Annotated in this window: 20 protein-coding genes; 5 read left to right on the top strand and 15 right to left on the bottom strand. The window is 42.9% G+C overall.

The genetic code is table 11. From position 1 onward, the window contains the following. Nucleotides 1-315: 315 nt before the first annotated feature. Together DBZ36_RS12340 and DBZ36_RS12335 are read left to right on the top strand one after the other, a co-directional pair. Nucleotides 316-1,194, top strand: coding sequence for an NAD(P)-dependent oxidoreductase (locus DBZ36_RS12340; protein ID WP_120355252.1), 879 nt, complete (start codon nt 316-318; stop codon nt 1,192-1,194). A 335-nt stretch (nt 1,195-1,529) separates the two neighbouring features. Further along, on the top strand, nt 1,530-3,821 hold the full coding sequence (locus DBZ36_RS12335; RefSeq protein ID WP_120355251.1) for a bifunctional diguanylate cyclase/phosphodiesterase: 2,292 nt from the start codon (nt 1,530-1,532) through the stop codon (nt 3,819-3,821). Between the two features lie 66 nt (nt 3,822-3,887). On the opposite strand, the gene DBZ36_RS12330 is transcribed toward DBZ36_RS12335, so the two are convergent. From DBZ36_RS12330 to DBZ36_RS12320, 3 genes are all read right to left on the bottom strand, one after another. Further along, on the bottom strand, nt 3,888-5,507 hold the full coding sequence (locus DBZ36_RS12330) for a GMC family oxidoreductase (protein WP_120355250.1): 1,620 nt from the start codon (nt 5,505-5,507) through the stop codon (nt 3,888-3,890). A gap of 65 nt (nt 5,508-5,572) precedes the next feature. Further along, nucleotides 5,573-7,114, bottom strand: coding sequence for a long-chain-fatty-acid--CoA ligase (locus DBZ36_RS12325; protein WP_120355249.1), 1,542 nt, complete (start codon nt 7,112-7,114; stop codon nt 5,573-5,575). 76 nt (nt 7,115-7,190) lie between these two features. Then, a complete protein-coding gene (locus tag DBZ36_RS12320) occupies nt 7,191-8,648 on the bottom strand; it encodes a coniferyl aldehyde dehydrogenase (RefSeq protein ID WP_120355248.1) in 1,458 nt (485 codons plus the stop codon). 140 nt (nt 8,649-8,788) lie between these two features. Between DBZ36_RS12320 and DBZ36_RS12315 the strand changes: the two genes are divergently transcribed. Next, on the top strand, nt 8,789-9,838 hold the full coding sequence (locus DBZ36_RS12315) for an AraC family transcriptional regulator (protein ID WP_120355247.1): 1,050 nt from the start codon (nt 8,789-8,791) through the stop codon (nt 9,836-9,838). A 22-nt stretch (nt 9,839-9,860) separates the two neighbouring features. Here the strand turns inward: DBZ36_RS12315 and DBZ36_RS12310 are convergent, their stop codons facing one another. Both DBZ36_RS12310 and DBZ36_RS12305 read right to left on the bottom strand, forming a co-directional pair. Further along, nucleotides 9,861-10,169 carry a YkgJ family cysteine cluster protein gene (locus tag DBZ36_RS12310; RefSeq protein WP_120355246.1) on the bottom strand — a complete coding sequence of 103 codons (309 nt, stop codon included), beginning with the start codon at nt 10,167-10,169 and terminating at the stop codon, nt 9,861-9,863. A gap of 76 nt (nt 10,170-10,245) precedes the next feature. Continuing rightward, entirely contained in the window at nt 10,246-11,079 is an 834-nt protein-coding gene (locus DBZ36_RS12305) for a LysR family transcriptional regulator (protein ID WP_120355245.1), read from the bottom strand. 120 nt (nt 11,080-11,199) lie between these two features. Here DBZ36_RS12305 and DBZ36_RS12300 point away from each other — a divergent pair, with 120 nt between their 5' ends. Continuing rightward, the gene (locus tag DBZ36_RS12300) at nt 11,200-11,853 is read left to right on the top strand and encodes a glutathione S-transferase family protein (protein WP_120355244.1); all 654 of its coding nucleotides are present in this window, start codon (nt 11,200-11,202) and stop codon (nt 11,851-11,853) included. A gap of 155 nt (nt 11,854-12,008) precedes the next feature. Here the strand turns inward: DBZ36_RS12300 and DBZ36_RS12295 are convergent, their stop codons facing one another. The 7 genes from DBZ36_RS12295 to DBZ36_RS12265 all read right to left on the bottom strand — a co-directional run bounded on the left by DBZ36_RS12295 (nt 12,009) and on the right by DBZ36_RS12265 (nt 17,418). Further along, nucleotides 12,009-12,464 carry a YiiD C-terminal domain-containing protein gene (locus DBZ36_RS12295; RefSeq protein ID WP_120355243.1) on the bottom strand — a complete coding sequence of 152 codons (456 nt, stop codon included), beginning with the start codon at nt 12,462-12,464 and terminating at the stop codon, nt 12,009-12,011. 64 nt (nt 12,465-12,528) lie between these two features. Further along, nucleotides 12,529-13,173 carry a DsbA family oxidoreductase gene (locus DBZ36_RS12290; RefSeq protein WP_120355242.1) on the bottom strand — a complete coding sequence of 215 codons (645 nt, stop codon included), beginning with the start codon at nt 13,171-13,173 and terminating at the stop codon, nt 12,529-12,531. Nucleotides 13,174-13,294: 121 nt separating this feature from the next. Then, on the bottom strand, nt 13,295-13,606 hold the full coding sequence (locus DBZ36_RS12285; protein ID WP_120355241.1) for an EthD family reductase: 312 nt from the start codon (nt 13,604-13,606) through the stop codon (nt 13,295-13,297). 40 nt (nt 13,607-13,646) lie between these two features. Further along, nucleotides 13,647-14,447 (bottom strand): SDR family NAD(P)-dependent oxidoreductase, encoded by an 801-nt coding sequence (locus tag DBZ36_RS12280; RefSeq protein ID WP_120355240.1) that lies wholly within the window; start codon nt 14,445-14,447, stop codon nt 13,647-13,649. Nucleotides 14,448-14,586: 139 nt separating this feature from the next. Beyond that, a complete protein-coding gene (locus DBZ36_RS12275) occupies nt 14,587-15,408 on the bottom strand; it encodes a helix-turn-helix domain-containing protein (RefSeq protein WP_233558130.1) in 822 nt (273 codons plus the stop codon). Between the two features lie 478 nt (nt 15,409-15,886). Beyond that, nucleotides 15,887-16,048, bottom strand: coding sequence for a hypothetical protein (locus DBZ36_RS20625; protein ID WP_199711857.1), 162 nt, complete (start codon nt 16,046-16,048; stop codon nt 15,887-15,889). 299 nt (nt 16,049-16,347) lie between these two features. Next, nucleotides 16,348-17,418, bottom strand: a complete 1,071-nt coding sequence (locus DBZ36_RS12265) for a linear amide C-N hydrolase (RefSeq protein WP_120355238.1) — start codon at nt 17,416-17,418, stop codon at nt 16,348-16,350. Nucleotides 17,419-17,594: 176 nt separating this feature from the next. Here DBZ36_RS12265 and DBZ36_RS12260 point away from each other — a divergent pair, with 176 nt between their 5' ends. Further along, complete coding sequence (locus DBZ36_RS12260; protein ID WP_120355237.1) at nt 17,595-18,482, top strand: LysR family transcriptional regulator; 888 nt, start codon at nt 17,595-17,597, stop codon at nt 18,480-18,482. Nucleotides 18,483-18,761: 279 nt separating this feature from the next. Here DBZ36_RS12260 and codA read toward each other — a convergent pair whose 3' ends face one another. From codA to codB, 3 genes are read right to left on the bottom strand one after another with little or no spacing between them, the layout of a single operon-like run. After that, nucleotides 18,762-20,027 (bottom strand): cytosine deaminase, encoded by a 1,266-nt coding sequence (gene codA, locus DBZ36_RS12255; RefSeq protein WP_120355236.1) that lies wholly within the window; start codon nt 20,025-20,027, stop codon nt 18,762-18,764. Between the two features lie 2 nt (nt 20,028-20,029). Continuing rightward, nucleotides 20,030-21,217 carry a PucR family transcriptional regulator gene (locus DBZ36_RS12250; RefSeq protein ID WP_120355235.1) on the bottom strand — a complete coding sequence of 396 codons (1,188 nt, stop codon included), beginning with the start codon at nt 21,215-21,217 and terminating at the stop codon, nt 20,030-20,032. A 10-nt stretch (nt 21,218-21,227) separates the two neighbouring features. Then, the gene (gene codB / locus DBZ36_RS12245) at nt 21,228-22,487 is read right to left on the bottom strand and encodes a cytosine permease (protein ID WP_120355234.1); all 1,260 of its coding nucleotides are present in this window, start codon (nt 22,485-22,487) and stop codon (nt 21,228-21,230) included. Between the last annotated feature and the right edge of the window lie 695 nt (nt 22,488-23,182).

Here is a 23,182-nt window from a genome sequence, read left to right as displayed (position 1 = left end):
TTAAACTCAATCGCGATCGTCCAAAACCACCGCTTATTTCTTCGAAGTAAAGCCCTTGCAGCTCTTGTTAGTCTGTGTATTTCACGCCAAGCATTGAACTAAGCAGTTCAGTAGCAATCAAAGATATATAGATAAACAAGCCACAGCGCGTTTTTGTCTTCTATACTAGATATCTAACTGCAGCTTTAATGAGCTAAATTGTGCATTACTTCTCAATTTGAACCAGACTTCGGCTTAATCACTGATTGCAAAAATATCAGGGCGCGTATATTATAAGCCCTATAAACCATACAATAGTATTTTTAGGAGATAGAAATGACCAAACCTGTCATCGGTTTCATCGGCCTTGGCCTTATGGGCGGCAACATGGTTGAAAACCTTCAAAAACGAGGTTACCAACTAAACGTAATGGATCTTAACAAAGAAGCCGTTGCTACTTGTGTTGCGCGTGGTGCTACTGAAGCGACTTCGGCAAAAGAACTAGCAGCGTCTAGTGACATTGTTATGCTTTGCCTTACTACTTCTGCTGTTGTTGAAAAAATCGTTTACGGCGACGACGGTATCCTAGCAGGCATTAAGCCTGGTGCTGTTTTAGTTGATTTTGGTACCTCAATCCCAGCTTCAACTCGCAAGATCGGTGCAGACCTTGCAGCTAAAGGTGCAGGCATGATCGATGCGCCGTTAGGCCGTACTCCAGCTCACGCTAAAGACGGACTTCTTAACATCATGGCTGCTGGCGACCAAGCAACATTTGATAAAGTTAAGCCAGTTCTTGACGAGCAAGGTGAAAACGTATTCCACCTTGGTGCGCTAGGTGCAGGTCATACGACTAAGCTTGTAAACAACTTCATGGGTATGACGACTGTTTGTGCTATGTCTCAAGCCTTCGCTGTTGCTGACCTTGCTGGCGTTGATCGTCAACAACTATTCAACATCATGTCTACTGGTCCTTCAAACTCACCATTTATGGGCTTTTGTAAGAACTACGCAGTAGACGGCGTAAGTGACCTTGGCTTCTCAATTGCTAACGCAAACAAAGATCTAGGCTACTTCCTACAAATGGTTGAAGATCTAGGTACAGAATCTAAAATTGCTGAAGGCTCTTCAGCTAACTTGCAAGCTGCATTTGATGCTGGCATGGGTAACGGTAACGTACCAGAAATATTCGACTACTTCCTTAAACTAGCGAAGTAACTCGAAAAAAGACTTGCAGCGGCGACCTGACCTCCTAGTCCGTGTCGTTGCTGTAAGCTTTGCTATAAGTACTCCCATACCTCGCTGCCAACAACGCTCCTAAATCCCAAGCTTCCAACACCCTATCGACCCATTTCATTGAACTCTTCATAAAATGCTGCTCTATGTAGCGTTGAATAAATAGCAATTCTTAATATCGGCTTTTAGAGCTACAATTATGATAATCATATGGGTAGTTTAAATGCCAGATCTTTGGATCTTTTGTTGATTGCTCAGCTCATTTAGTCTGAATAACCGACTCACTTGTAAGTGGTAAACCTGCGAGGTATTTTTGAATGGCCTTACTTAACAAAAATATCTGGTTAGCATTTTATTTTGTAAGCGCTATTTGGGTTATTTTTTTAGGCATATCTTCCTATAGCACTTATAAACAAGTGTACAACGAATATGTTACCGAACAAATCAGTCATACCAGCATCACTAGAAGCGCACTAAGATCGTCTTTCGAACAATATGAAGTACTGCTTAATATCGTCTCAAGCCAAATCATAAAAAATGACCAAGTTGCTGATAAAGAAGATATTTTGTCGCTACTGCAGGCTGCAACTAATCTTGACTCCAGTGTGGTGGCATTTGGGTTATTCAATTTGGACGGTGAACTTTATGTGAGTGTCCCCGAAAATCCAATCCCTAAAGGCAGTTCTTTACTCGATTTTAAGCAAAGTAAATCGAGTTTTCAGAATACAACCGAGCGTGAGGGTATGCTAATAGGCCGAACCTACTACCTTGAAACCGTGGACAGTATTGTTGTTCCATTTCGCATTGCAGTTCGTGATTCTGCTGGTAAAAGCCGATTCGTGTTATCACTTGCAGTAAGCTTAGAGAAGGGCTTTACTTTTTTTGGAAATAACGTCGTTGAAAACAAACTAAAAAACACTTTCCTATATCGAGAAACTGACCGTTACTTTCAATTGGCCCCCATTGATAGAATCAACAACCCAACTATTTATCAATATCAGATCCCACAAGCGCTGGTTGATGCCTCCGTAGAGCATTTAGTCGCAAATATCGACTTTACTTACTCACAAATCAAAGAGCGGGAAATAATAGTCACTAGCGATAACCGCGATAGAGCAGGCCAAAGTCTAATGGCTTCTGTATACATGAAAGACTACAAGTTGTGGCTAATTACTGAGGTCCAATACAGTGTCATTGTTCAAACCTTCATCCAAAAAGTGAGGGTCTTGGTTTTAGCGTATTTGATCTCAATTGCCCTTATATTTTTCTTATTTCGAAACATTGCTAACAGTGAAAAAGACAAAACTATAGAGCTAAGCTATCAAGCCAATCATGACTATTTAACCAAGTTGTGGAATCGGCACTTTTTCGACCGATACTTAGCGAGTGTAGACATAAATACAGTATTTTCTTTAATTTACTTAAACATCGATCACTTTAAAGCGGTCAATGACAGCTATGGGCACATCTATGGTGACAAACTTTTAGCCATAGTGGCAAGTCGAATCAAATCAAGCGCAAAAGCAGATGAGATGCTAATTCGCTTTAGTGGGGATGAGTTCATTCTACTCAGTTTCAACAAAACTAAACAGCAAACCAGCGAGATTTGCAGTCAACTCTTGACCTGCTTTGATACGCCTTTCTCAATAGGTGAATCAGAAATTATACTCAGTGCTAGCATAAGTGTTTCCCTTTATCCAAAGGACAGTAACAATCCCAATGACATCAAACGCAATGCCGATTTAGCAATGTACAGTGCTAAGAAGGAAAAACGCACTGCTATTTTCTACGATGAATCAATGCTTTATGACTACTTGCACAAGCGAGACATTGAACATGAACTTAATAAAGCAATTGTTAACGACGAACTTTATATGGCTTACCAACCCCAATACTCGGTAGATGGAAGCGTTGTCGGTGTCGAGGCTTTAGTTAGATGGCAAAGTCCAAAATTGGGGTTTATGCCGCCAGATAGCTTTATTTACATCGCCGAGTCCATCGGGAGTATGGACCAAATTGGCACTTTCGTTATTGAACGCAGCTTAACTGACATGCTTGCTTTGCAAAAAAGTACTGGAGTACGATTCAGTGTCTCTGTCAATGTCTCGGTGAAACAGTTCAAGAAAGCCGATTTTTTTGAAAACCTTATGGCGATCATCAACAAAATTGGCTTTTGTGCGGAACTTCTGATTTTGGAGGTGACCGAAAGCGTACTCATTGAGGACATCGAGTCTATTCAACATTTAATGCTCAAAATAAAACAGCAGAATATTCGAATTTCCTTGGATGATTTTGGGACTGGATATTCATCCTTGAGTATTTTGAAAAACTTGCCAATAGATGAACTAAAAATCGACAAGTCCTTCATAGCCGACATAACGACTGATAGAGAATCGCGAACAATGATCAATGGCATCATTTCGATTGCAAAAAATAAGAATATAATCACCGTTGCGGAAGGAGTCGAAACCAAAGACATGTTAGTAGAATTAAGCAAACTAGATTGCGACGTGTTCCAAGGTTACTATTTTTCTAAACCCATCGATAAAGCACAACTAGCGTCACTGTTAAGTTCTCAGGCTACGTCAGCCACAGTTAATAAGCTGTGATTTTAACAAACCTAGCAATACTCGCTTAGTACATGCAGTTTGTTTCACTGGCAAGTACTACCCTCATCAACTAACACGCTTTAACGCTTTTCGCTGCTTAATAATAAGCGCCGCTATTTTCTCAGCGATCATAATCGTGGGTGCATTGGTATTTCCACCGACTAAGCTTGGCATAATTGAGGCATCAACTACCCGTAATCCCTGCAATCCGTGAACGCATAGTTCATTATCTACGACAGCCATCGGGTCGCTACTCGGCCCCATTTTGCAAGTGCCAACGGGGTGATATTGGGTGTCGGCTCGATTTCGAATGTCTTCAATAATAGCTCGCTCGTCATTTGGATCAACCGGGTAGAGCTGCTGTCCTCGAATGCCCTCAAAGGCTTCACTGTTAAGCATTTTATGCTGTAGCTTCCATGCCTTGATCATTAACTCCATATCTTCTTCGCTATCGAAAAAGTTAGGGTCTATGCTCATTGCAGCAAAAGGATCTGCACTGGCAAGCTTTACACTGCCTCTACTTTTAGGCCGAAGTAGTGTTACGTGGTTGCTATACCCATGGCTTAGGTGCAAGTGCCGAGCATGATCGTCGACAATGCCCACCACAAATACAAACTCAAGATCAGGCACAGCCATGTCCACGTCTGACTTAACAAAGGCGATGCCTTCAGCGAAGTTACTCGTTAGTTTTCCGCGACGTTTCAAAAACCATTGCGGCAAGGCTTTGGTTATTCGAGCAATACCACGAGGGGTAAAGCCAAATGCATCCAGCTTAGAGTCACAACGATAGGAGCTCACTAAATCAATGTGATCCTGCAGATTTTCGCCCACACCTGGCAGTTCGTGCTGGCAAGCAATGCCGTGATCACTTAAGGCGTCACTATTACCAATCCCTGAGAGTTGTAAGAGTTGCGGCGAACCAAAGGCGCCAGCCGACAAAATGACTTCTAGATTAGCAAAAAGCTGTTTTGTTTCTCCTTTATGTATGTACTCCATACCCACCGCTTTTTTACCTTTAAGTAAAACTTTTGAACTAGTAGCACCGGTAATCACGCTTAGGTTTGAACGACTAAGATGCGGGGTTAAATAGGCTTTCGCTGCGCTACAGCGCTCACCATTTTTCTGAGTGACATGGGTTTGCATGACACCAAATTGTTCGGCGCCATTGATATCCGGATTGTGGGGCACTCCAATGCTTTCGCAGCCAGCGATAAAGCAATCAACTAAGTTACTTGGCTCAATAAGTTTTGCAACGTTTAAGGGCCCGCCTTGGCCGTGATATTCGTCGTTGATGAATTCGTGATTCTCAGATTTTTTAAAGTAAGGTAAGCAATCTTTGTACGACCACCCTTCGTTACCAAGGCTTTGCCAATGGTCATAATCCGATTTATGACCACGCGCATACATCATGGCATTGATGGAACTAGAGCCACCTAATGCTTTTCCGCGAGGCTGATAGCCAAGGCGTCCATTGAGTCCTTTTTGAGCGGTAGTATCAAAGGCCCAATTGTGTAATTTAGTTGGCATAATTGCTATTACGCCAGTGGGAACTTGAATAAACGGGCTTTTATCGTTTCCCCCAGCTTCCAACAAGCAAACACGTACGTTTGGGTCTTGTGATAATCGGGACGCAAGAACACAGCCCGCCGACCCAGCGCCGGCGATAATATAATCAAAATTTTGCATGATAATTCCTTGGTAGTAACGGCACTAACAATGCCGCTACTTTGTGATATTGCACCTTGGTTTACTTACAGTTTTCTCTTTAAAATCTTGCCGGTTGCCGTCATCGGTAGGCTGTCTCGAAAATGAAATTGGCGTGGGTATTTATAATCAGCTAAGCGTTCTTTACACCAATTGGTAAGCTCACTGGCGTCACTAAAGTCATCTACAGCAATAACATGTGCATGAATTTCCTCACCAAATTTAAAATCTTCGGTACCAATCACAGCCACCATTTGAACCTTAGGATGCTGCATAAGTACTTCTTCAATCTCTCGTGGATACACATTAAAACCACCGCGTACAATCATCTCTTTGATGCGATCAACAATGTAGAGGTTGCCATGCTCGTCTATCCGGCCTATATCGCCCGAGTGGAACCATCCGCCAGCCAATGCCAGCTCTGTTGCTTCAGGACGCTTGTAGTAGCCTTTCATAACGTTCGGTCCTTTAATCAGCACCTCGCCTTTTTCGTTGGCAGCGCAGGTTTTGCCATCGCTATCCACCGTCTTAATCATTGCCCCACAAACAGCTTGCCCTACACTGCCCGCAATTCTCGGCCGATCAGGGTAGTTAAAGCTTGCGACCGGGGCCGTCTCGGATAAGCCATAGCCTTCCAAGATAGGCACATCAAATATGCTTTCAAACTGCTCAAGTACTTCGACCGCTAAGGACGCTCCACCTGATATACCTAAGCGCATATTTTGGCGAATTTGAGCGATGGATTCAGATTGCGCAGCAGCCGAAATCAGTGCGATATACATGGTAGGCACGCCAGCAAATACAGTAACCCCATGTTGATCCAGCAAAGTAAGTACTGCTGTGGGGTCAAATTTAGGCACGAGTACCATGCTTGAGCCGGACAATATAGCTGCGTTCATCAACACCGTTTGTCCAAAACTATGGAACAGTGGCAAAGTGACAAGTGCTACGTCGTCGCAACTTAAACGCATTAAGTGTTGGGACGCCATGGCATTGCTAAGCATGTTGCTATGGCTTAATTCTGCGCCTTTGGCTTGACCGGTTGTGCCTGAGGTATACAAGATAACGGCGGTGTCGTCAGCCTGCTGGCTGCTGGTTTCAAAATCAGAACCTTGCTTCGCTAGCCAAGGCATAAAGTCGATTTGTCCCGCCCCTTGAGCTAGTTGTTTGCTCTTATCAGATAGGCAAATAGAGATCATGTGCAGGCACTCAGGAGCCTGTGCAAAGCCCTCTGCCCCCATACTTTGCATGGGTAGTTCAGCTGTCCCTTCAAAACAAAAGTAGGCCTTGGCTTCACTGTCGCGCAAATGATAGGTTATTTCGCGAGCTTTAAACAACACGTTAAGCGGCACGACTACTGCGCCTAGCTTTAATATTCCATAGTAAATGGCAGGGAAAAACGGCAAGTTTGGACAGCCCAAGGCCACTTTGTCGCCAGCTTGGATCCCAAGTTCAAGCAGCCCATTGGCCACCTGATTAGCCATCGCATTGAGTTGTTGGTAACTCAAGCTTTGCGGACCACATACTACTGCCGTTTTTTCAGGGTCTATGTTTGCGATTCGTTCTAATCCTGACGCCAAATTCAACATGAAATATTCCTTTTCCACTTGTTATTTACAGCCAGCTCACCAGCAAAGGGTGAGTTGGCTATGCCAAAAATTAAGATTATGTGTCGTATCGTGTTAGATTTTTGTCTGCTTTGGAAATCCAAAGTTTTAGTATGAAGTTTTGCAACGCGCCGTTATAAGGAGCTGTAAATAAATGTATAGGGAACCAAGGCCGCATTTTAAGTATAGAACGTGCATGACTAAGTTCGCGAAAACCCTCTTCGCCATGGTAATTGCCCATACCTGAATTACCGACACCGCCAAATGGAACGCCGTGGTTAAAGGCATGAAATCCCCAATCATTTATGGTCACTCCCCCGCTATGGGTTTTAGCTAAAAGCTGATCGCATCGCTGTTGATCGCTGGTGAATGGATAGATAGCTAAGGGACGAGGACGCGCATTAATGTAGGCTTCAACTTGGTCCAAATTTTGGTAGCTCATCACCGGCAAAATGGGACCAAAAATTTCTTCTTGGCAGATCCGCATTTCAGGTTTGAGATTGCTTACGACTTGCAAAGGGTATTGACGTTTACCATTACTAGAGCCTGCGCTAGTAATGGTTGCACCTAAGTCACGTGCATCTTGTAGCAACTCTAAGTAACGCTGTTCCTGATTAGCATCAACCAGGCTGGTGTAGTCGTCATTCTGGGCGATATCTGGGTACATCTTTTGATGAGCCAACACTACCGCTTGCACAAAAGCCTCTACTTTCGCCTGTGGCACCAGTGCATAGTCTGGCGCCAAGCAAATTTGACCACTATTAAATCCTTTTCCGTGGGCAACGCGCTCGGCGGCTTTTTCAATTGAATAGTCGTCAAACACTACCACCGGCGATTTACCACCAAGCTCAAGGGTTACCGGAGTTAGGTTTTTGGCTGCATTGGCCATGATCAGCTTGCCACTAGTTGGCGAGCCGGTGAATATCAAATGATTGAAAGGCAAATGGGATATTTCCATTGCTTGCGGATGATCTCCAGCGACAATACAGACCAAATCTCTTGGGTAAATCTCATCGAGCATTTGAATCAAAACAGCGGTGGTATTTGGGCAATTAGGCGGCATTTTTATCATCACCCGATTACCAGCAGCAAGAGCGGTAATCATCGGTCCAAGTGACAAAAACAGCGGAAAATTCCACGGGCATATTACGCCCACAACACCTTTTGGCTGATAGCTCACTTGCAGACTATTGCCAGTAAACATAAGCTCTGTTCGGCGCTTCGATGGTTTCATCCAACGCTTGAGGTGCGAACGAACATGGTTGATATCTAGGATAGGCCCAAGAATGTCTGCAAACTTTGATTCCGTATGTGCACGATTTCCAAAATCTTGACTAATCGCAGTGGCAAACAGGTCTTGGTAGCGCTGTAATTGTCTTTTTAAATCCGACAAGTAATTTAGCCGCTGGTTCAAGTTTGGATACGGATTTGCGGCAAAAGCGTCTGACATACGCTCAAATAGTATTTCGAGGCTCATTTCGCTTTGTTGGTCTTTTTTATTAATCGTTTGAGACATATAAATTCTTACAACATGTAATTATATTGTTAAATTACGTCATAAATAGTAGGGTTTACAATGGTTTTTGGGGACATTTTTAGGTTATATTCGGACATGTTCGCTTTAAACTAAGGTTTTCGTAGATGCAGGAGTGAGTTGTGGAGTATTTAGCGAAGTACAATCCCGACCCTAGCCAACAAAGCTACGGGATCTTGGACTTACAATTGTTATACAAAGTGTTGCTATCCCAGCACATTGATACTCAACATTTGCTGTTGGGCAGTGGTATTCAAATAGAGCAGCTTTCATCGTCTAAAACTGCCGTTAGCTTTAATCAAAAACTGCATGTCTATCGAAATGCGCTGCAACTTAGCGGGCAGCCGCATCTTGGGCTTGAAGTCGGTATCAATTCCCGCGTTAGCGATTTTGGCATGCTTGGTTATGCTTTTTTTAGCTCAGCCAACCTTGGTGATGCCTTGCTGCTGGGGTTTAAATATCTGCGCTTGGCAGGTCCAGTATTGCGTAAGCGCATGGGTGTAGAAAATGGGATCTGTTATTTCCAAGGCGAAGGGCTGTTAGAACTAGACGAAATGCTACCGTTTTGCACCGAGTATTGGTTTAGCGCTATTTACTCGCTATGTTGTGAAGTATTAGGGGCACCTATTCACTCCATTAAGCTTAGTTTGCCCTACCCCAAACCCACTTATGCCACGAGATATGCTGACATTTTTAATTGCGAAATTGAATTTGATAGCCCGATGATGGAGTGGCAGTTTGACGCCTCAATTTTAGCGATGGATATTCCAAGTGCCAATGCTGCCACGCTAAGTACCTGTATACAAAGCTGTGAGCAAATTCAAAGTAAACTGCGCGGTGCGCATAAAACCAGTGAGCGAATAGCCGCATTACTGTTAAGTCGACCCGGACAATATCCCAGCATTGAACAAACAGCGCTAGAGTTTGGCATGAGCTCGCGCACTTTAAGACGCCACTTGGATAAAGAGAATAGCTCCTACAGCGCTATAGTGGCCGACACTCGTTTTGCAGTTGCCAGCCAGTACTTAGAACAACATCAATTGTCACTGGACGAGATTGCTAGTCGGGTAGGCTTTAGCGACGTTTCCAACTTTAGAAATGCCTTTAAAAAATGGGCTGGATTAAGCCCAAGCCAGTATCGAAAGTCGATGGCGGATCAACACCTAGCCTAAGTAAGTTAGGTGTGACTTAGGTTTAGTCTAGAATGCTGTCTAAGCCTTGAGACTTTCGTTCACTGCGGCACTCAAATGATGCCATTTCAAATTCGCGGCAAATCCAAGGTCGGTTTTCGTAAATCGAGCACATTAGCGTCTCGCGATCTAAAGCGGAGCACCAACCATCATCTAAACGTAGCATGGTTTCTGAACCCCATTGGTCGCGAGCAATATGCTCATCGGGGACACCGGTATCGCTAATAATCATTACTTCTAGCTGACAGCAGCAGGCCTGGCAATTGCCACAGGTAATTTCAGCTTCAGCTATATTCTTAATTGGTATTGTCATACGCGTTGTCGTTCGAAATCATGCTGCACTTTACCTCAAAGCAAGTTAATTGGTAATCGCTTTCATAAACCTAGATTTACGCTTTTAAAGCCAATAGTAAGTTTTCGAGTTTAGATTGACTTAATAGCGGGTGAGTTTGAACGCCAGTGAGCAGCACAATATCTACCGTTGGCAAGGCAGGCATATTATCGAGGATCTTAAGGTCACCGCTTACGCTAATTCGACCCATAGCGCCAATTGCTATGCCTTCTCTAACTATCGCTCGCTGAGCCGAAGCTGTATTGGTACAGGCCAGTAACTGATAGGGTGTGCCCCGCTTGCTTAACCCATCAATAGCAGCCGCGTGATACTTACAATCTGACTGAAACAAGGCTAAAGGCAACACCTCACAACTGTTCATTTTAAAATTCGGGTTGGCTATCCAAACCCCCTCATCTTGAGCAATCCAGTGCCCTTCTTCACTGGTTGGAGCGCGTGTCACAATGGCGGCATCCAGTTTACCTTCATCAAGCCAGTCGCGAAGCACAACACTGGGTTGATTAAACACTTGAATAGAACACAGAGGCTCAGCTTGTTTAAGTAGCCCGATTAACTTTGGCAAAATGACGTCGTTGTAGTCTTCAGGACAGCCTAAGCGCAAGGCCCGTTTATCTTCAAAACGCGAGACTTCGTTCAAGGCATTATTGTGCAAACTAACTAACTGCTGCGCATGTGAACGCAGGCTTAACCCCGCTTCACTGAGTACTAAGTTACGCCCTTCCTTGGCAAAAAGGCTCACACTCAACTCTTGCTCAAGTTTGCGCATTTGCGCACTAAACGCCGACTGACTGCGATTGATTTGCTTAGCAGCACGGGTAAAGCTACCAGTTTCAACAAAGGCCAAAAAGCTGCGTAAGGCATCAATATCCATGTCGCTGAATTATCCATCGTTTTTGTAAATAGGTGCTATCAAAACTATCCGTTAGTGCAAAAGAAAACAATCCCTTAAGCTCATTGCATCGCTTATTTAACGCTTAACAAGGACGAAACGATGCAACTCTTTATTGGAAACCAAAACTACTCCAGCTGGTCACTGCGCGCCTGGCTTATCTTTACTCAGTTTGACCTAGAGGTAGACATCAAAAAACTTAAACTGTTTAGCGACGAGTTTTACCAGCAACTAAGCCATGTCACACCGACTGCAAAAGTACCTGCTCTGGTTGATGGCTCGATTACAGTCTGGGATTCTTTAGCTATTCTTGAGTACATCAACGAAGCTTACTTAGACAACAAAGCATGGCCAAACGCGCTTAGTGAACGCGCTCATGCACGCGCTATCGCCGCTGAAATGCACTCCGGTTTTAACGATGTCCGTAATGAAATGCCGATGAATTGCCGCGCTACTCGCCAGGTTAAATTAAGCCTTGGAGCACAAAAAGACATTGCGCGAATAGATGCCATTTGGTCACAACAAATGCAGTTACACCCAAATGAATGGTTATTTGGGCAATGGTCGATAGCCGACGCCATGTACGCACCCATTGCGCTACGCATGCAAACCTACGGCATTGAGTTGTCAACTCCAGCTCAGATTTACCAGCAAAAAGTACTCAATTCAAAGGCGGTACAATTGTGGCTCGCCCAAGCCAGTTTGGAAACCGACACGGTGATGGAAGACGAAGCTGGCGAGTCATTAGTGGATTAGCTGCGTAGGGTTACTAATGGGGAGACTAGTCATCAATATGACTCCCCAACTAACTCTGGCAACCCTATAGCTACAGTTGTTCCTAACTCGTATTTGGACATAAATGAGTTACAATCTTTAGAGCACTCTTACTTTACAGGTTACTTTTTGTATTGCTAAACATTAAGTAATAACTTCTTATTAAAAACGACATATACACCCTCAAAAGTAGCAACCAACTCATCAGCACAAAATAGATTACAGGCTATTTGAACACGTCCTTTGCCTTTACGTTGAAACGCACGATGAAACCGAGACCACATTGTATGGTTGTCATACTTACATATTGCACGAACATCACCATTGGCGGGTTTCAGGTATCGAATGTTATTTTCTTGAATAACAATTTGATGCTTTTCAGCCTCCAATTGGGCATAAACTAAAGACCAACCAGCTAGAATACCGACAACAGATAAGCTGCCACCAAACACCGTATTCATGTGGTTGATGTTTATTTTCAATGGTGCGATAAGCTCGATATTTTTGACGCTACAAGTATTCACCCCAATACCCAGAGATTTTGATACTGGTATATGATGATGAAGGTAGGCTTCAAGCTCTCTATTTTTCATATAGACCGTTACCTTTTCAGAGCGCCAAAATAGTGTAAAAGTTCGATTGAGTGGGAGGCAGAAATTACGTCTTAGCTAATTCAGTTAATACTTGCTTATACGTATCCACTGATTGGGCTCCAGATATAGTACTCTCACGATTGAATACAATCGTTGGAACTCCTGATATACCCGTTTGTTTCCATTGTTGTTCCTGCGAACGGACATGATTTCGCAGAATATCGTCATCCAGACTTTTCATTGCTTCTTCTACATTGAGACCCACACTTTGCAGTTCTTGCCTGAGAATGCTTTTGTTAGAAATATCTTTTTGCTCGCTATAAAACGAAGCAAATAATCGATTTTTAAGCTCGGTTTGCTTACCTACTTTTTTTGCGTATTCGAGAAGAATATGAGCATCAAGCGTATTTACCGCTTTTAGTCCGTCAAAGTAATCGAACTTAAATCCAACGTATTCTCCAAGCTCTGTCATCTCTTTTCTGAAACGAATACTGTCTTCTAATGTGGTGCCGTACTTTCTTTTGAGGTGGGCACATAAGTCTTCACCTTCAGGCGGCATATCTGGATTTAGCTGAAACGGTTGCCACTCAACCTCAATGTTATCTTCCATACCAAGCTCTTTTATGGCGGCATCTAAACGCTTATAACCGATAATGCACCAAGGGCAAACCACATCTGACACTATATCTAATTTGATTTTCTTACTCATATTTTTCCTAATACTCCCATGATGTTAGCCTTTGATTTATTTTCTAAAATAACATTAAGCAGAACACAAACTTATTGACCATTTGTATTCTGCTCATTTTCACAGTAGAAAACTGGCGGTTTTATAATTTTTGCTCGCTAAGCTGCATTATAGGAATAGCATTGGTGAAATTCGGCACATCGGCTTTAATTTTTTCTGCATGTGGGCCAAAAGCTGTTTGAAATGACTCTATAGAATCAAATGAAATGGTACTGATTGCCACATATGGTGCGGCTTCTCCGGGAACAACACTGGCAATGCCTGCATCGACAGTAGCCCCTGTTACTGCCTCTCCCAAAAGCCCTACGATCATAGGAACATGTTTATTGCAGTAGTAATCAAAGTCAAAAGTGACATCATCTTTATTTGGGTACAGTACGTGTACTTTAATCATTGTTTTTACCTTCTTTAATCTGAGTTTTAAGTTATTGGTTTTACATTTTGTTCTTGGGCATTGCTTTGCCAATCATTGACTCACCCATTGTGGCCTGCTTTTGGTGGGAGATTATTCCAGAAAGAATAGCCGCCATTCGATTTCGTTTACCGGGAACCACAACCGCTTTTTTACCTAGACCATTGATGGCCATTTCAGCTACTTCCGCAGGGTCTTTTGCAACCATTGGCAATTTAGACCAGTCAATGCCATTATCAGCAGTCATCGGTGTGCTAGTTAGCCCCGGAGAAAGAACGGTTACATCAATACCCTTGGGTTTAAGCTCGCCATGAAGAGAAGCACCTAGTTGAAGAACATAGGCTTTAGTACCTGCATAATTTGAAAAATATGGAGAAACCATATGACCAGAAAGGCTTGATACCATTAGAATGCCACCGCGTTTTCTTTCCACCATAGCGGGTGTAAAGTGGTGGGTAAGTTGTAATACAGAGGTAACATTAAGCTGCACCATCTGTAATTCTTTAGCTAACGATGTCTTAGCAAATGAACCATTTATTTCAACACCTGCTGCGAGTACCAACAAACCTATTTCTTGCTTCACGTGCTTAACTTTTTCAACCCCTTCAGTAGTAGCTAAATCTGCTGAAACAATCATTGTTTTAATTCCATAGCGTTCCACAAGCAATGCTGCGTGCTCTTCAAGTTCTTTTTCTCGACGAGCAACCAAAACAATATTCAATCCTTTTGCTGCAATTTGACTAGCCATTTCAGCACCGATGCCAGACGTTGCACCTGTGATAAGAGCCCAATCACCATATTTTTCTTTAAAGCTGATACCCATTATTCGTTACCTTTATCTGTGTTTAGCTGATGGGGTAACTATATGGAAAGTGGAGAAGGTAGGCTCTTCAGAAAAGTTCAAATATTGCTCAGATTAGCTCAAAAGAGCCAACAGGTACGGAAGGAATAGGTGTATGGCGTCAGGCTAAACGAAATTCAGAAGGAGATAGACCGGTTTGTCCTTTGAAGGTACGGTTAAAGGTGGAAATCGATTCGAAACCCGTTTCAAAAACGATGTCAGAGATACGTAAGTTATTATCTTTCAGTAACACCTTAGCTTTGTTGATTTTTAATTTGGTTATGTATTTCATTGGTGGTTCTGAATACACCTCTTTAAACTTACGTTTAAAGGTAGAAACACTCATATGACACAATGCCGCCAACTCATTCACGCTCAGATCCGCATACAGATTACTTTGGATAATATCTTCAAATTTGGCAAAATTAGGTTTAAACATGGAAGCAAGAAAATCGAGTTCAGACGGGGCATTGGTTCTTTTCGCCATAAGAATGACAAATTCACGTAGCTTACTCTCGATAAGTAAATCATCCGCCAACTCTGGAGAGTCTAGCAATATGCTAATGCTGTCGCGATAGTTCTCAAGCAATCTATCCACTTCAACCTGCATAATATTATAATCAACCCTGTAGTTTGACTGGCTAATATCAAAGTTAAACAGTGACTGAAATATTTCAGGGTAAAGCAAGATGCCAATCGCTTCACCTACACCGTCATCATTATGGTAGCTGGTATTTTCATAAAAGTAGTTGGTGCATTTTGCTAGTACTCCGCAGTTTTTGTTCAATGAAACAGATTCTGTCTGCTCCCTGACGTTAAAATCGCCATTAGTAACAAACGCAAAGCACGCTTCGCTGTCTACAAATACACGTGGCATACGTTTGAAACTGGGTATATCTTGTTTTTGAAAAACAACACGTCCGTTATATTTGATTGTTTTCATTTTAAAGGCACCATTCAATAACACTACGATAAGGATAAATCAGATTAAAGTTGTCTACTCGCTGGCTAACTGACTACATAATGCGCCTTCTAATTCAACACCAAGGTAGCGGAGCGTGTTACCTACCTTTGTATGCTCGGGTGAAAGCTGTACCACTCGAATGTCTTTAGTTTTTGTATAGACAAGTGTTGCTTTGGTTCACCTCATAGAATGATTGCCATACAGGTTAGCGGCCAACCCAAGATTTGACGCCCATTTTCTAAGTAGGGAGCGATAGTACGAATAGCTAATCGCTTTGTGCTCACGTCTTTGGCTTGGTAAAAAGAAAGTCGCTGTTACTTAGCGAAGTAATCAAAATCCATGTCTGGTAAGGCCTGACAACACCCGACACTTTTTATGGAAAAAATGTAACTAACCTAAATCTAAACACGTTTTGGGGCAGAAATGTGTCATTGCTCCACGCTGTGACGAAAGATGTTTAAGACAGAGGAACGCTTGACTTTTCAAGTGAAAAGCTACCATCTTGATTGTCTTTCCAAGTGATCTCGTCACCTTCCTGCCAATCGAGCTCCTTTAGAAATTCGTCTGGAATTTCGAAGTAATGATTGCCTTTTTCGGTTACTTTTATCGGGACTCTCATCGATTAACTGCTCCTTAAACGATTACTCGATAGCCATCACTATAGTTTCATTATGAAAAGTTAGTCAAACCTTGCATGAAGGTTCGATGTGAACAATGGGTGCTAGCACACTTTGGGGCATAACCTAGTTAGGATGTTGTGAATAGCCTAGTAATTTAAGATTAAAGATTTTAAGTAAATAGTAGAATTGCCCCTAATTTTGGCCAATCAGCTATTCAATTAGAAACCGTACTAGGCTCACATTGGTGAAAATAGTGACTCTTTCAATGAGCCACTACTTTATTGGTCAAATGTTTAGATTAACTACAAGTAGACCACGTGATTTTTTGATCCGCGCGCGCTTGCTGGTAGATATCGGCACACATGGGTTGAGTAAAATCGACCGTTTCTGCGAAATTAATGTTGATTTGTGAACCATTCCCTTCGTTGTAATAGGTCGTGTTACCGGTTTCTAGGTTGTAGACGTAAGTCTCCCAGGTTGCATAAGATTCTTGGTTAGTAGGGTCAATCAGGTCTTGAGGGACCTTATTACCAAAGTCGAATATGCCTTTCATTTTTCCTCGTACATCAACCCAGTCAGCGTCGCCATCTAAGCTAATGTTAGCCGTAGCATGCAGGCCACGTATGTAGCGATCGGGAGAACTAATTGAACCCGGTAAGGTGGTAGCATCATCAAGGTCAAATTTTTCCGCGTACTCAAGCATGTCTTGACGTAAAGGTGCATTCGCCATCACTCTTAAGTCACTATTAATGTCTCCACGGTGAACGACCATCTTGCCACCTTCATTTAGTTGGAATAAGGCAATGTCACCCGACTTATCTTGAACCGAGAAATGAAAGCCGTGTTGATGACCTCCGATACCAGTAATCCATGCCGCTTGAAATTCACCCGCTTCAAATGCGGTTACCGCTTCTTCAACAGTGGCAAACTGAGTCACTAAAAATTGAACGATATTCGACATATGGACTGCTGGAGCCCCGGTGTCGGTCGCACTATTCACAAATTCTACGGAAGGGTTTTGGTACAACATTGAAGCAGACAAACCTTTATCGTTAATCGCTTCGCCAGAAGTGCTGTGGAACGTTTCTACTTCTACATAATCAACAGTGTGATGCTTTACTGTCCAAGACGCTGGGCTTTGGTATTCCGGTACGTCGAAGGTCGTTATTTGGGTGCCAACGGGAAGTGCCTTGGCAATGGATTGCAGTTCAGAACCGCCCCAATCAAACGAGCGAGCAACCGTTACGCCATGGGTATCGCCGCCATCCATTATAAGGCGTGAACATGCGCTTGCTGTTGAAAGGCTACCAGCAATAGAGGCCGCAGCAATGGCCGCCAAAGCAATTTTGTTGAATTTGAAGTTTTTCATGATCGTTCCTCTTAGGTTTTTTTGTAATCAGCTGATATGAAGCAAAGCAACAATCTCATTGCTGATTGATGGTGCTATCATGCAACAGAGTAGTTAGACAAAGAACAAGGCCAAGGATGGGCTAAACCCTTTCTTGTGCTAAGATTAAAACCCAAGTAAAGAATCCGGATTTTTTAATGGCAGCAACTTTAGAGCAATTAAACGCTTTTGTAATAACGGTTGATAAGGGTAGTTTCAAACAAGCGAGCTACCAGATTGGGAAACACACGTCTACCGTGAGTGGCTTAATCGCTAATTTGGAGGCAGAGCTTGGGATTGAGCTGTTTATCCGAAAACCACGATCTTTAGAGATAACGCCCGCTGGTTCTGAGCTGTATCAATATGCGAAATCGGTACTACGAGAATTTGACCTGCTCGATGTTAAAGCAAACAGCCTCATCGAAGGGCTTCCAAGCAGCCTCACCATTGCTGTTGACAGTGATCTTATGGGGGCAGAACTAAGTGCGGTTTTCGCCAGTATTTTATCCAACTACCCCGCTTTAGAGCTCAAGGTACTCAGCACCGATCCAATGCAAGTGCGTGGGCATGTATTAAATGAACAAGCAGATGTTGGCTTTGGAGTTTCACTCTTTAGCGGTCATCATGAACTGACGCTCGCTGATGGGTATTCTTTCGATGTCACCTTTGTTGCCTCACCCGCATTAGGGTTCAAAGAGCAGGTAGTCCCTTTAGAGCGAGTTCGCGGGCAGTTACAAGTTGGGGCTTTGTTTATGAAGCAACTAGGCAAACAAGATACTCACAATCTGAGTTCACGAATCATCTATAGTAATAACTCTCGTAGCACTCTGGAGTTACTCTTGCAAAGCAATGCCTGGGCTATGCTGCCAAGCTTTATTTGCGAACGTGCAATTGCCGCTGGTGATTTGGAAGAGTTCTATATCTCTCCGACAGGCTCTGTACGAGCGAATCAATGGGCAACGGAGCTGAGCTGGCTTACTGCAAAACCTAAAAATGCAGCAATGGACTTGTTTATCAAGAAAGTTGCACAACTGCCAAATCGGTAATTAGTACAAAATAATAATGATGACTTAGTCGCTCAAAATGACGTTTTGTGCACTTGATTCGTACTCAGCTTAGGTATTTTTGGACAACAGTGTTTCAGAGACGTTGCTAAATTAGCGAAGTGCGGACTAATTTATTTATGGATGAACTCCAACGATTTGACCACATTTATTGTGACACGACAACCCTCCCCCTGTCGCAGATTCTCCGGCATGAACATCGTCTGCATTGACCAAAATAGAATTAACAAGACAGTCATAATTTGGTTTATGTCTTTACGTCTAACTTACTTCAAAGCTGTGGCGTTTCAACAATTGCGCGGCTTGCCGTTGCATTAGTATGTTGCCATTGCGTACCGATAGTAGAACCTCGCCTTGACGCTGTATCACAGACAGGTCATCGCTCCCTTCGACTATGATAAAATTGGCAGGCTTACCTTGTTCTATTCCGTATTCTTCTTCTACTTGAAGTGTTTTAGCTCCATTGATTGTAATCAAGTCTAAAGCACTAGAAAGTTCGCTATAGCCCATCATATGGCAAATATGTAAACCCGCATCCAAAACCCTAAGAAGTTTGCCGTTGCCTAAGGTATACCATGGGTCTTGTATCGAGTCTTGAGCAAAGCAAACGTTCATTCCCGCTTCGCGTAATTCTTTCACCCGTGTCACTCCTCGGCGTTTTGGATAGCTATCAAAGCGACCTTGTAAATGAATACTTTCAGTTGGACACGATACAAAATTAATCTTGGATTTTTTTAGTAGCCTAAATAATTTTGAACAATAGGCGTTGTTGTAAGAATGCATTGCGGTAGTATGACTGGCTGTCACTCTTTCACCCATGTCCAATTCCAGTGCTGCGCATGCGAGTACTTCTAAGAATCGAGAAGCTTCGTCATCTATTTCGTCACAATGCACATCGACTAGTAGCCCATGTTCTTTGGCTAAAGCGACCACCCAATACATCGACTCGACACCATATTCGCGAGTATATTCAAAATGCGGAATACCTCCAATGACATCGGCACCATGGACAATGGCTTGTTCCATAAGCGCTTTACCATTAGGGAATGACCAAATACCTTCTTGAGGAAATGCGACAATCTGAAGATTTACCGCAGCAGATAGTTTTGGCTTGAGCTTAGCAATGGTTTTCAAGGCTGTGAGTTGCGGGTCAGTCACATCAACATGCGTGCGGATATACTGAACTCCATTTTCGACTAACAACCCCACTGTTTTTAGAACCCTTTGTTCGATATCTTCGGCGGTGAGTAAGGGCTTGCGTTCACTCCAGCGCTCTATCCCTTCAAACAACGTTCCGCTCATATTCCAATTAGGTTGCCCGGCTGTAAGTACAGCATCCAAATGAATATGAGGCTCAACAAATGGAGGACACACAAGGTTTTCTGCGGCGTCGATCAACGCATCTTTTGTCGTTGAACTATCAACCACTGAGGACGATTGAGGCTCGATGAGGGTAAAGACGCCGTTCTCGACAACTAAGGTATAAAGAGACGATTGGCCCCTAAGTCGTGCGTTAATTATTTTCATAGTCATCCTTGTGATAGCTGCTGACGTAGAACCGCCAAAGGTTCCATCAGTAGCGCATTTTGTAACTCTAGGCGCTGTTGAGCTTGGTCTAGTTGGCAGCCAGTAAGTTGTTGAATTTTATCCAAGCGATTGCGTAGGGTATTCCTGTGAATATTCAGTTCGTTGGCGGTTTGACGCTGGCATCCTAAATTGTCGAAGTAGCAACGCAGCGTTTGTTTTAGTGTGTTTAGCGTATCCGATTGACTATTAAACATCGGCCCTAAATGATGTATACAAAATGTAGTTAAAATTTTAGGGTCCTCAATGGCTGCAAAAACACGACTAATACCTAAATCATCATAGTGTAAGATCGCTCTATTGTGGCCATGGATCTGAGTGAACTCTGCTGCTTGCTTTGCCTGGACAGCAGCTGACGCCAAGTTACTTAATCCGAGCAAGCTGGCGCTAATACCAATATTGAATTCAAACTTAAACTGTTCCAAATAGTCGCTAAGTTCTTGCCATTGGGAGCGCTGTTGTTCAGTCGAGTCTTTAGCATCAATGCTAATTAAAACATACCAACCACTATGGTGTTCAACCGTAGGATATGGGCTCCGCATTAAGCGTAACCACTGATTTAGCTGAAACAACCAGCTATCAATCTTTATTATGTCAGTTTGCCGAGCTTGCAAAAAAGCAATCGCAACTGGACTATTTAAATCTAAGCCAAATTCAGAAGCTCTTAATTGCGATAACGATGATAGTTCACCGCTACTATTGATAATTTGACTAATAAAATGCTGAAGTGAATGTGTCATCAAATTGTCTTGTATTATCGCGTTGCAGATGAGTTCGGTTACCTCTACCATCGGCAAAGAATAGGGCTGTTCCAATATTGGAAAATGGTGCTGGCTGGCGTAGCTCAATACAACTTTAGGAATACTGGCGATGAACTCTGATTGGGTCAGAATAACCATTCCCGCTGCAGATTCCCCCATCGCTTCATCAATTAATTGGCAGAACTCTTGCTCACTACGTTGTAAATTAATTCCGGTAACAAACACTAGTTCCCCTCCTTTCAACCAGGGAGAGAGTTCTTTGTTTTCAACTAAATACGGCCATCGAATAACTTGCTGGCTGTTTTTACCGGTCAGTAGCTTTATGCTACTTAGACCGGGAATTTGTGGGATGTCCTGCGCACGTATAGGCAAGGCCTACCTCCTAATCAACCGCATGATTAATCATAGGCTGGGCAGAGCGTATGTGGATAAGTAGGCAATAGAAAACGGCTGAAACGACAATGCCGACTAAAGGTGCAATCCATGGAGAGAAATAAGCTGCGCTAGACCCGACAACGTAGGCCGCCAAACCACAAGCATCGAAATTAGGAAGCTTAATTTGGTCCAAAGCTGGTAGATCCCCGCGGTGCTTCACCCAAAAATCAGCCATTATGATTGCACCAATTGGAGGTATAAAGGTCCCTAATAAAATTAGAAACGGAATTAGTAAGTTATACATTCCAAAAATGGCTAATACGGTACCAATTGCGGCTCCTATAACCGTCACAAGCCTACGTTTGTCGGTTCGAAATAGGTTACACCCCGCCGCTGCAAAGTTGTAAATGGTGTTGTCTTGGGTTGTCCAAATATTGGCAAATAACATCAAGATTGCGATAAGCATAAAACCCTGGCTTACCAGTACGTCAACAATGTCAGATTGCTGATATACCATTGCACCAAATGCCCCAACAAAAACCATCAATCCGTTGCCAATAAAGAATGCGAGTAACGTGCTTATAACGGCAATCGGTCCTGACTTTGCAAATCTACTCCAGTTAGTTGCTTGAGTCCCTCCACTTACAAATGTACCGAAAACAAGGGTAATGGCTGCGCCAAACGCGATTGTATCGCTAGGAACTATCTTACTGAGCTCCGAAAAACCACCTATATCAACACTGCCTTTATATATTGAAATGGCTATAAACATCAGCATTGCGGGAACAGAGACTTTGGAAAGAATTTCTAAGGCTTTGTAACCAATAAAAGCTGTAATACAAAAACCAAAGCCAAAAACTAACATTAATACCGTCGCATAACTTTCTGGCAAAGCTAGCAGCTTAACTAAAATGGTTGCAATGGTAGCGGTTCCCCAGGCATACCAACCAATTTGTGTGAAACCCAGTACAAAGTCCGATAGTTTACTCCCTTGCTCACCGAAGCAATATCGTCCTAGCAGCACCGAGTTTAAACCTGTTTTATAAGCGACATATGCAAGTCCCGCTGAGTATGCGCCCAGCAATAGATTACCGATCAAAATAACCCAAAGTAACTGACTAAAACTTAAGGAACTACCTAGTGTGCCTCCTGCCCACATTGTAGAGGTGAAAAACGTAAATCCTAATAGTACAAATGCGGTAGACCAAAACCCTTTCCGTGCATCGTGGGGTACTGCCGATAATGGATAATCGTTAGTTTGACTCATAGTCATTGCTCCATGTCATAGAGAGAACACCTATGTTTAGGGGCTCTCAAGCTGGTAATTTATGTTTTCCTTTTCTTATAGAGTCCAATATTTGTGCCAAGGGGGGGTAAAAAATTAAGAAAGTAATGTTTGTGCGTTTGGATGAGTTCACAGCAAGTAATTTGTACCGATTGCACATTTTCCCGCTAAAAAATAACTTACAAAAAAAACCGCTTAACTGCGCTTCGAATAAACGCACACATCTAGTGCACCAGTGCATGGTTTTGGGTATTAGATGAGTCAATATTAGATTGATATAGATAACTCTTTAGCCAAAATTCCAAGCCTAACTATCCAATCGTGATATGCCCCTCGAATAACATACCCGGGTTTGATGCTACTCAGCTTATGTTTATGTCGTTGAACATCGTCAAGTATAGGGGCTAAGTTCGCGTTCAGATATAAGTTAAGATAGGCCAGAGTCTACAGATTGTTTTGTGCAGCAGTGTTAACGCAGTGGACGTCGTTCATTGACCAACAGAGGGCTCGTCGTTAATTCACATGCAACACTAAGTGGATACCGCATAAAGAAGCGTAGTGCATTCAAAGAGAAATACAATGCAATAAGAAGTATCCGAATATCTAACTTTCACCTTACGTAGCCTTGGCATCACAGAACTCTTATTGATTAAGTTGCCACTTAAGCCTAGACCATC

This window comes from Alginatibacterium sediminis, from assembly GCF_003610775.1.
Lineage (GTDB): Bacteria > Pseudomonadota > Gammaproteobacteria > Enterobacterales > Celerinatantimonadaceae > Alginatibacterium > Alginatibacterium sediminis.
The sequence above is the reverse complement of the archived record's forward strand: the minus strand, read 5'-3'. Positions and strand labels throughout refer to the sequence as shown.

Bases quoted from the DNA above. Each gene is read 5' to 3' on its own strand.
- DBZ36_RS12340 (WP_120355252.1), top strand. From the start codon at position 316: ATGACCAAACCTGTCATCGGTTTCATCGGCCTTGGCCTTATGGGCGGC.
- DBZ36_RS12335 (WP_120355251.1), top strand. From the start codon at position 1,530: ATGGCCTTACTTAACAAAAATATCTGGTTAGCATTTTATTTTGTAAGC.
- DBZ36_RS12330 (WP_120355250.1), bottom strand. From the start codon at position 5,507: ATGCAAAATTTTGATTATATTATCGCCGGCGCTGGGTCGGCGGGCTGT.
- DBZ36_RS12325 (WP_120355249.1), bottom strand. From the start codon at position 7,114: ATGTTGAATTTGGCGTCAGGATTAGAACGAATCGCAAACATAGACCCT.
- DBZ36_RS12320 (WP_120355248.1), bottom strand. From the start codon at position 8,648: ATGTCTCAAACGATTAATAAAAAAGACCAACAAAGCGAAATGAGCCTC.
- DBZ36_RS12310 (WP_120355246.1), bottom strand. From the start codon at position 10,169: ATGACAATACCAATTAAGAATATAGCTGAAGCTGAAATTACCTGTGGC.
- DBZ36_RS12305 (WP_120355245.1), bottom strand. From the start codon at position 11,079: ATGGATATTGATGCCTTACGCAGCTTTTTGGCCTTTGTTGAAACTGGT.
- DBZ36_RS12300 (WP_120355244.1), top strand. From the start codon at position 11,200: ATGCAACTCTTTATTGGAAACCAAAACTACTCCAGCTGGTCACTGCGC.
- DBZ36_RS12295 (WP_120355243.1), bottom strand. From the start codon at position 12,464: ATGAAAAATAGAGAGCTTGAAGCCTACCTTCATCATCATATACCAGTA.
- DBZ36_RS12290 (WP_120355242.1), bottom strand. From the start codon at position 13,173: ATGAGTAAGAAAATCAAATTAGATATAGTGTCAGATGTGGTTTGCCCT.
- DBZ36_RS12285 (WP_120355241.1), bottom strand. From the start codon at position 13,606: ATGATTAAAGTACACGTACTGTACCCAAATAAAGATGATGTCACTTTT.
- DBZ36_RS12280 (WP_120355240.1), bottom strand. From the start codon at position 14,447: ATGGGTATCAGCTTTAAAGAAAAATATGGTGATTGGGCTCTTATCACA.
- DBZ36_RS12275 (WP_233558130.1), bottom strand. From the start codon at position 15,408: ATGAAAACAATCAAATATAACGGACGTGTTGTTTTTCAAAAACAAGAT.
- DBZ36_RS20625 (WP_199711857.1), bottom strand. From the start codon at position 16,048: ATGAGAGTCCCGATAAAAGTAACCGAAAAAGGCAATCATTACTTCGAA.
- DBZ36_RS12265 (WP_120355238.1), bottom strand. From the start codon at position 17,418: ATGAAAAACTTCAAATTCAACAAAATTGCTTTGGCGGCCATTGCTGCG.
- DBZ36_RS12260 (WP_120355237.1), top strand. From the start codon at position 17,595: ATGGCAGCAACTTTAGAGCAATTAAACGCTTTTGTAATAACGGTTGAT.
- codA (WP_120355236.1), bottom strand. From the start codon at position 20,027: ATGAAAATAATTAACGCACGACTTAGGGGCCAATCGTCTCTTTATACC.
- codB (WP_120355234.1), bottom strand. From the start codon at position 22,487: ATGAGTCAAACTAACGATTATCCATTATCGGCAGTACCCCACGATGCA.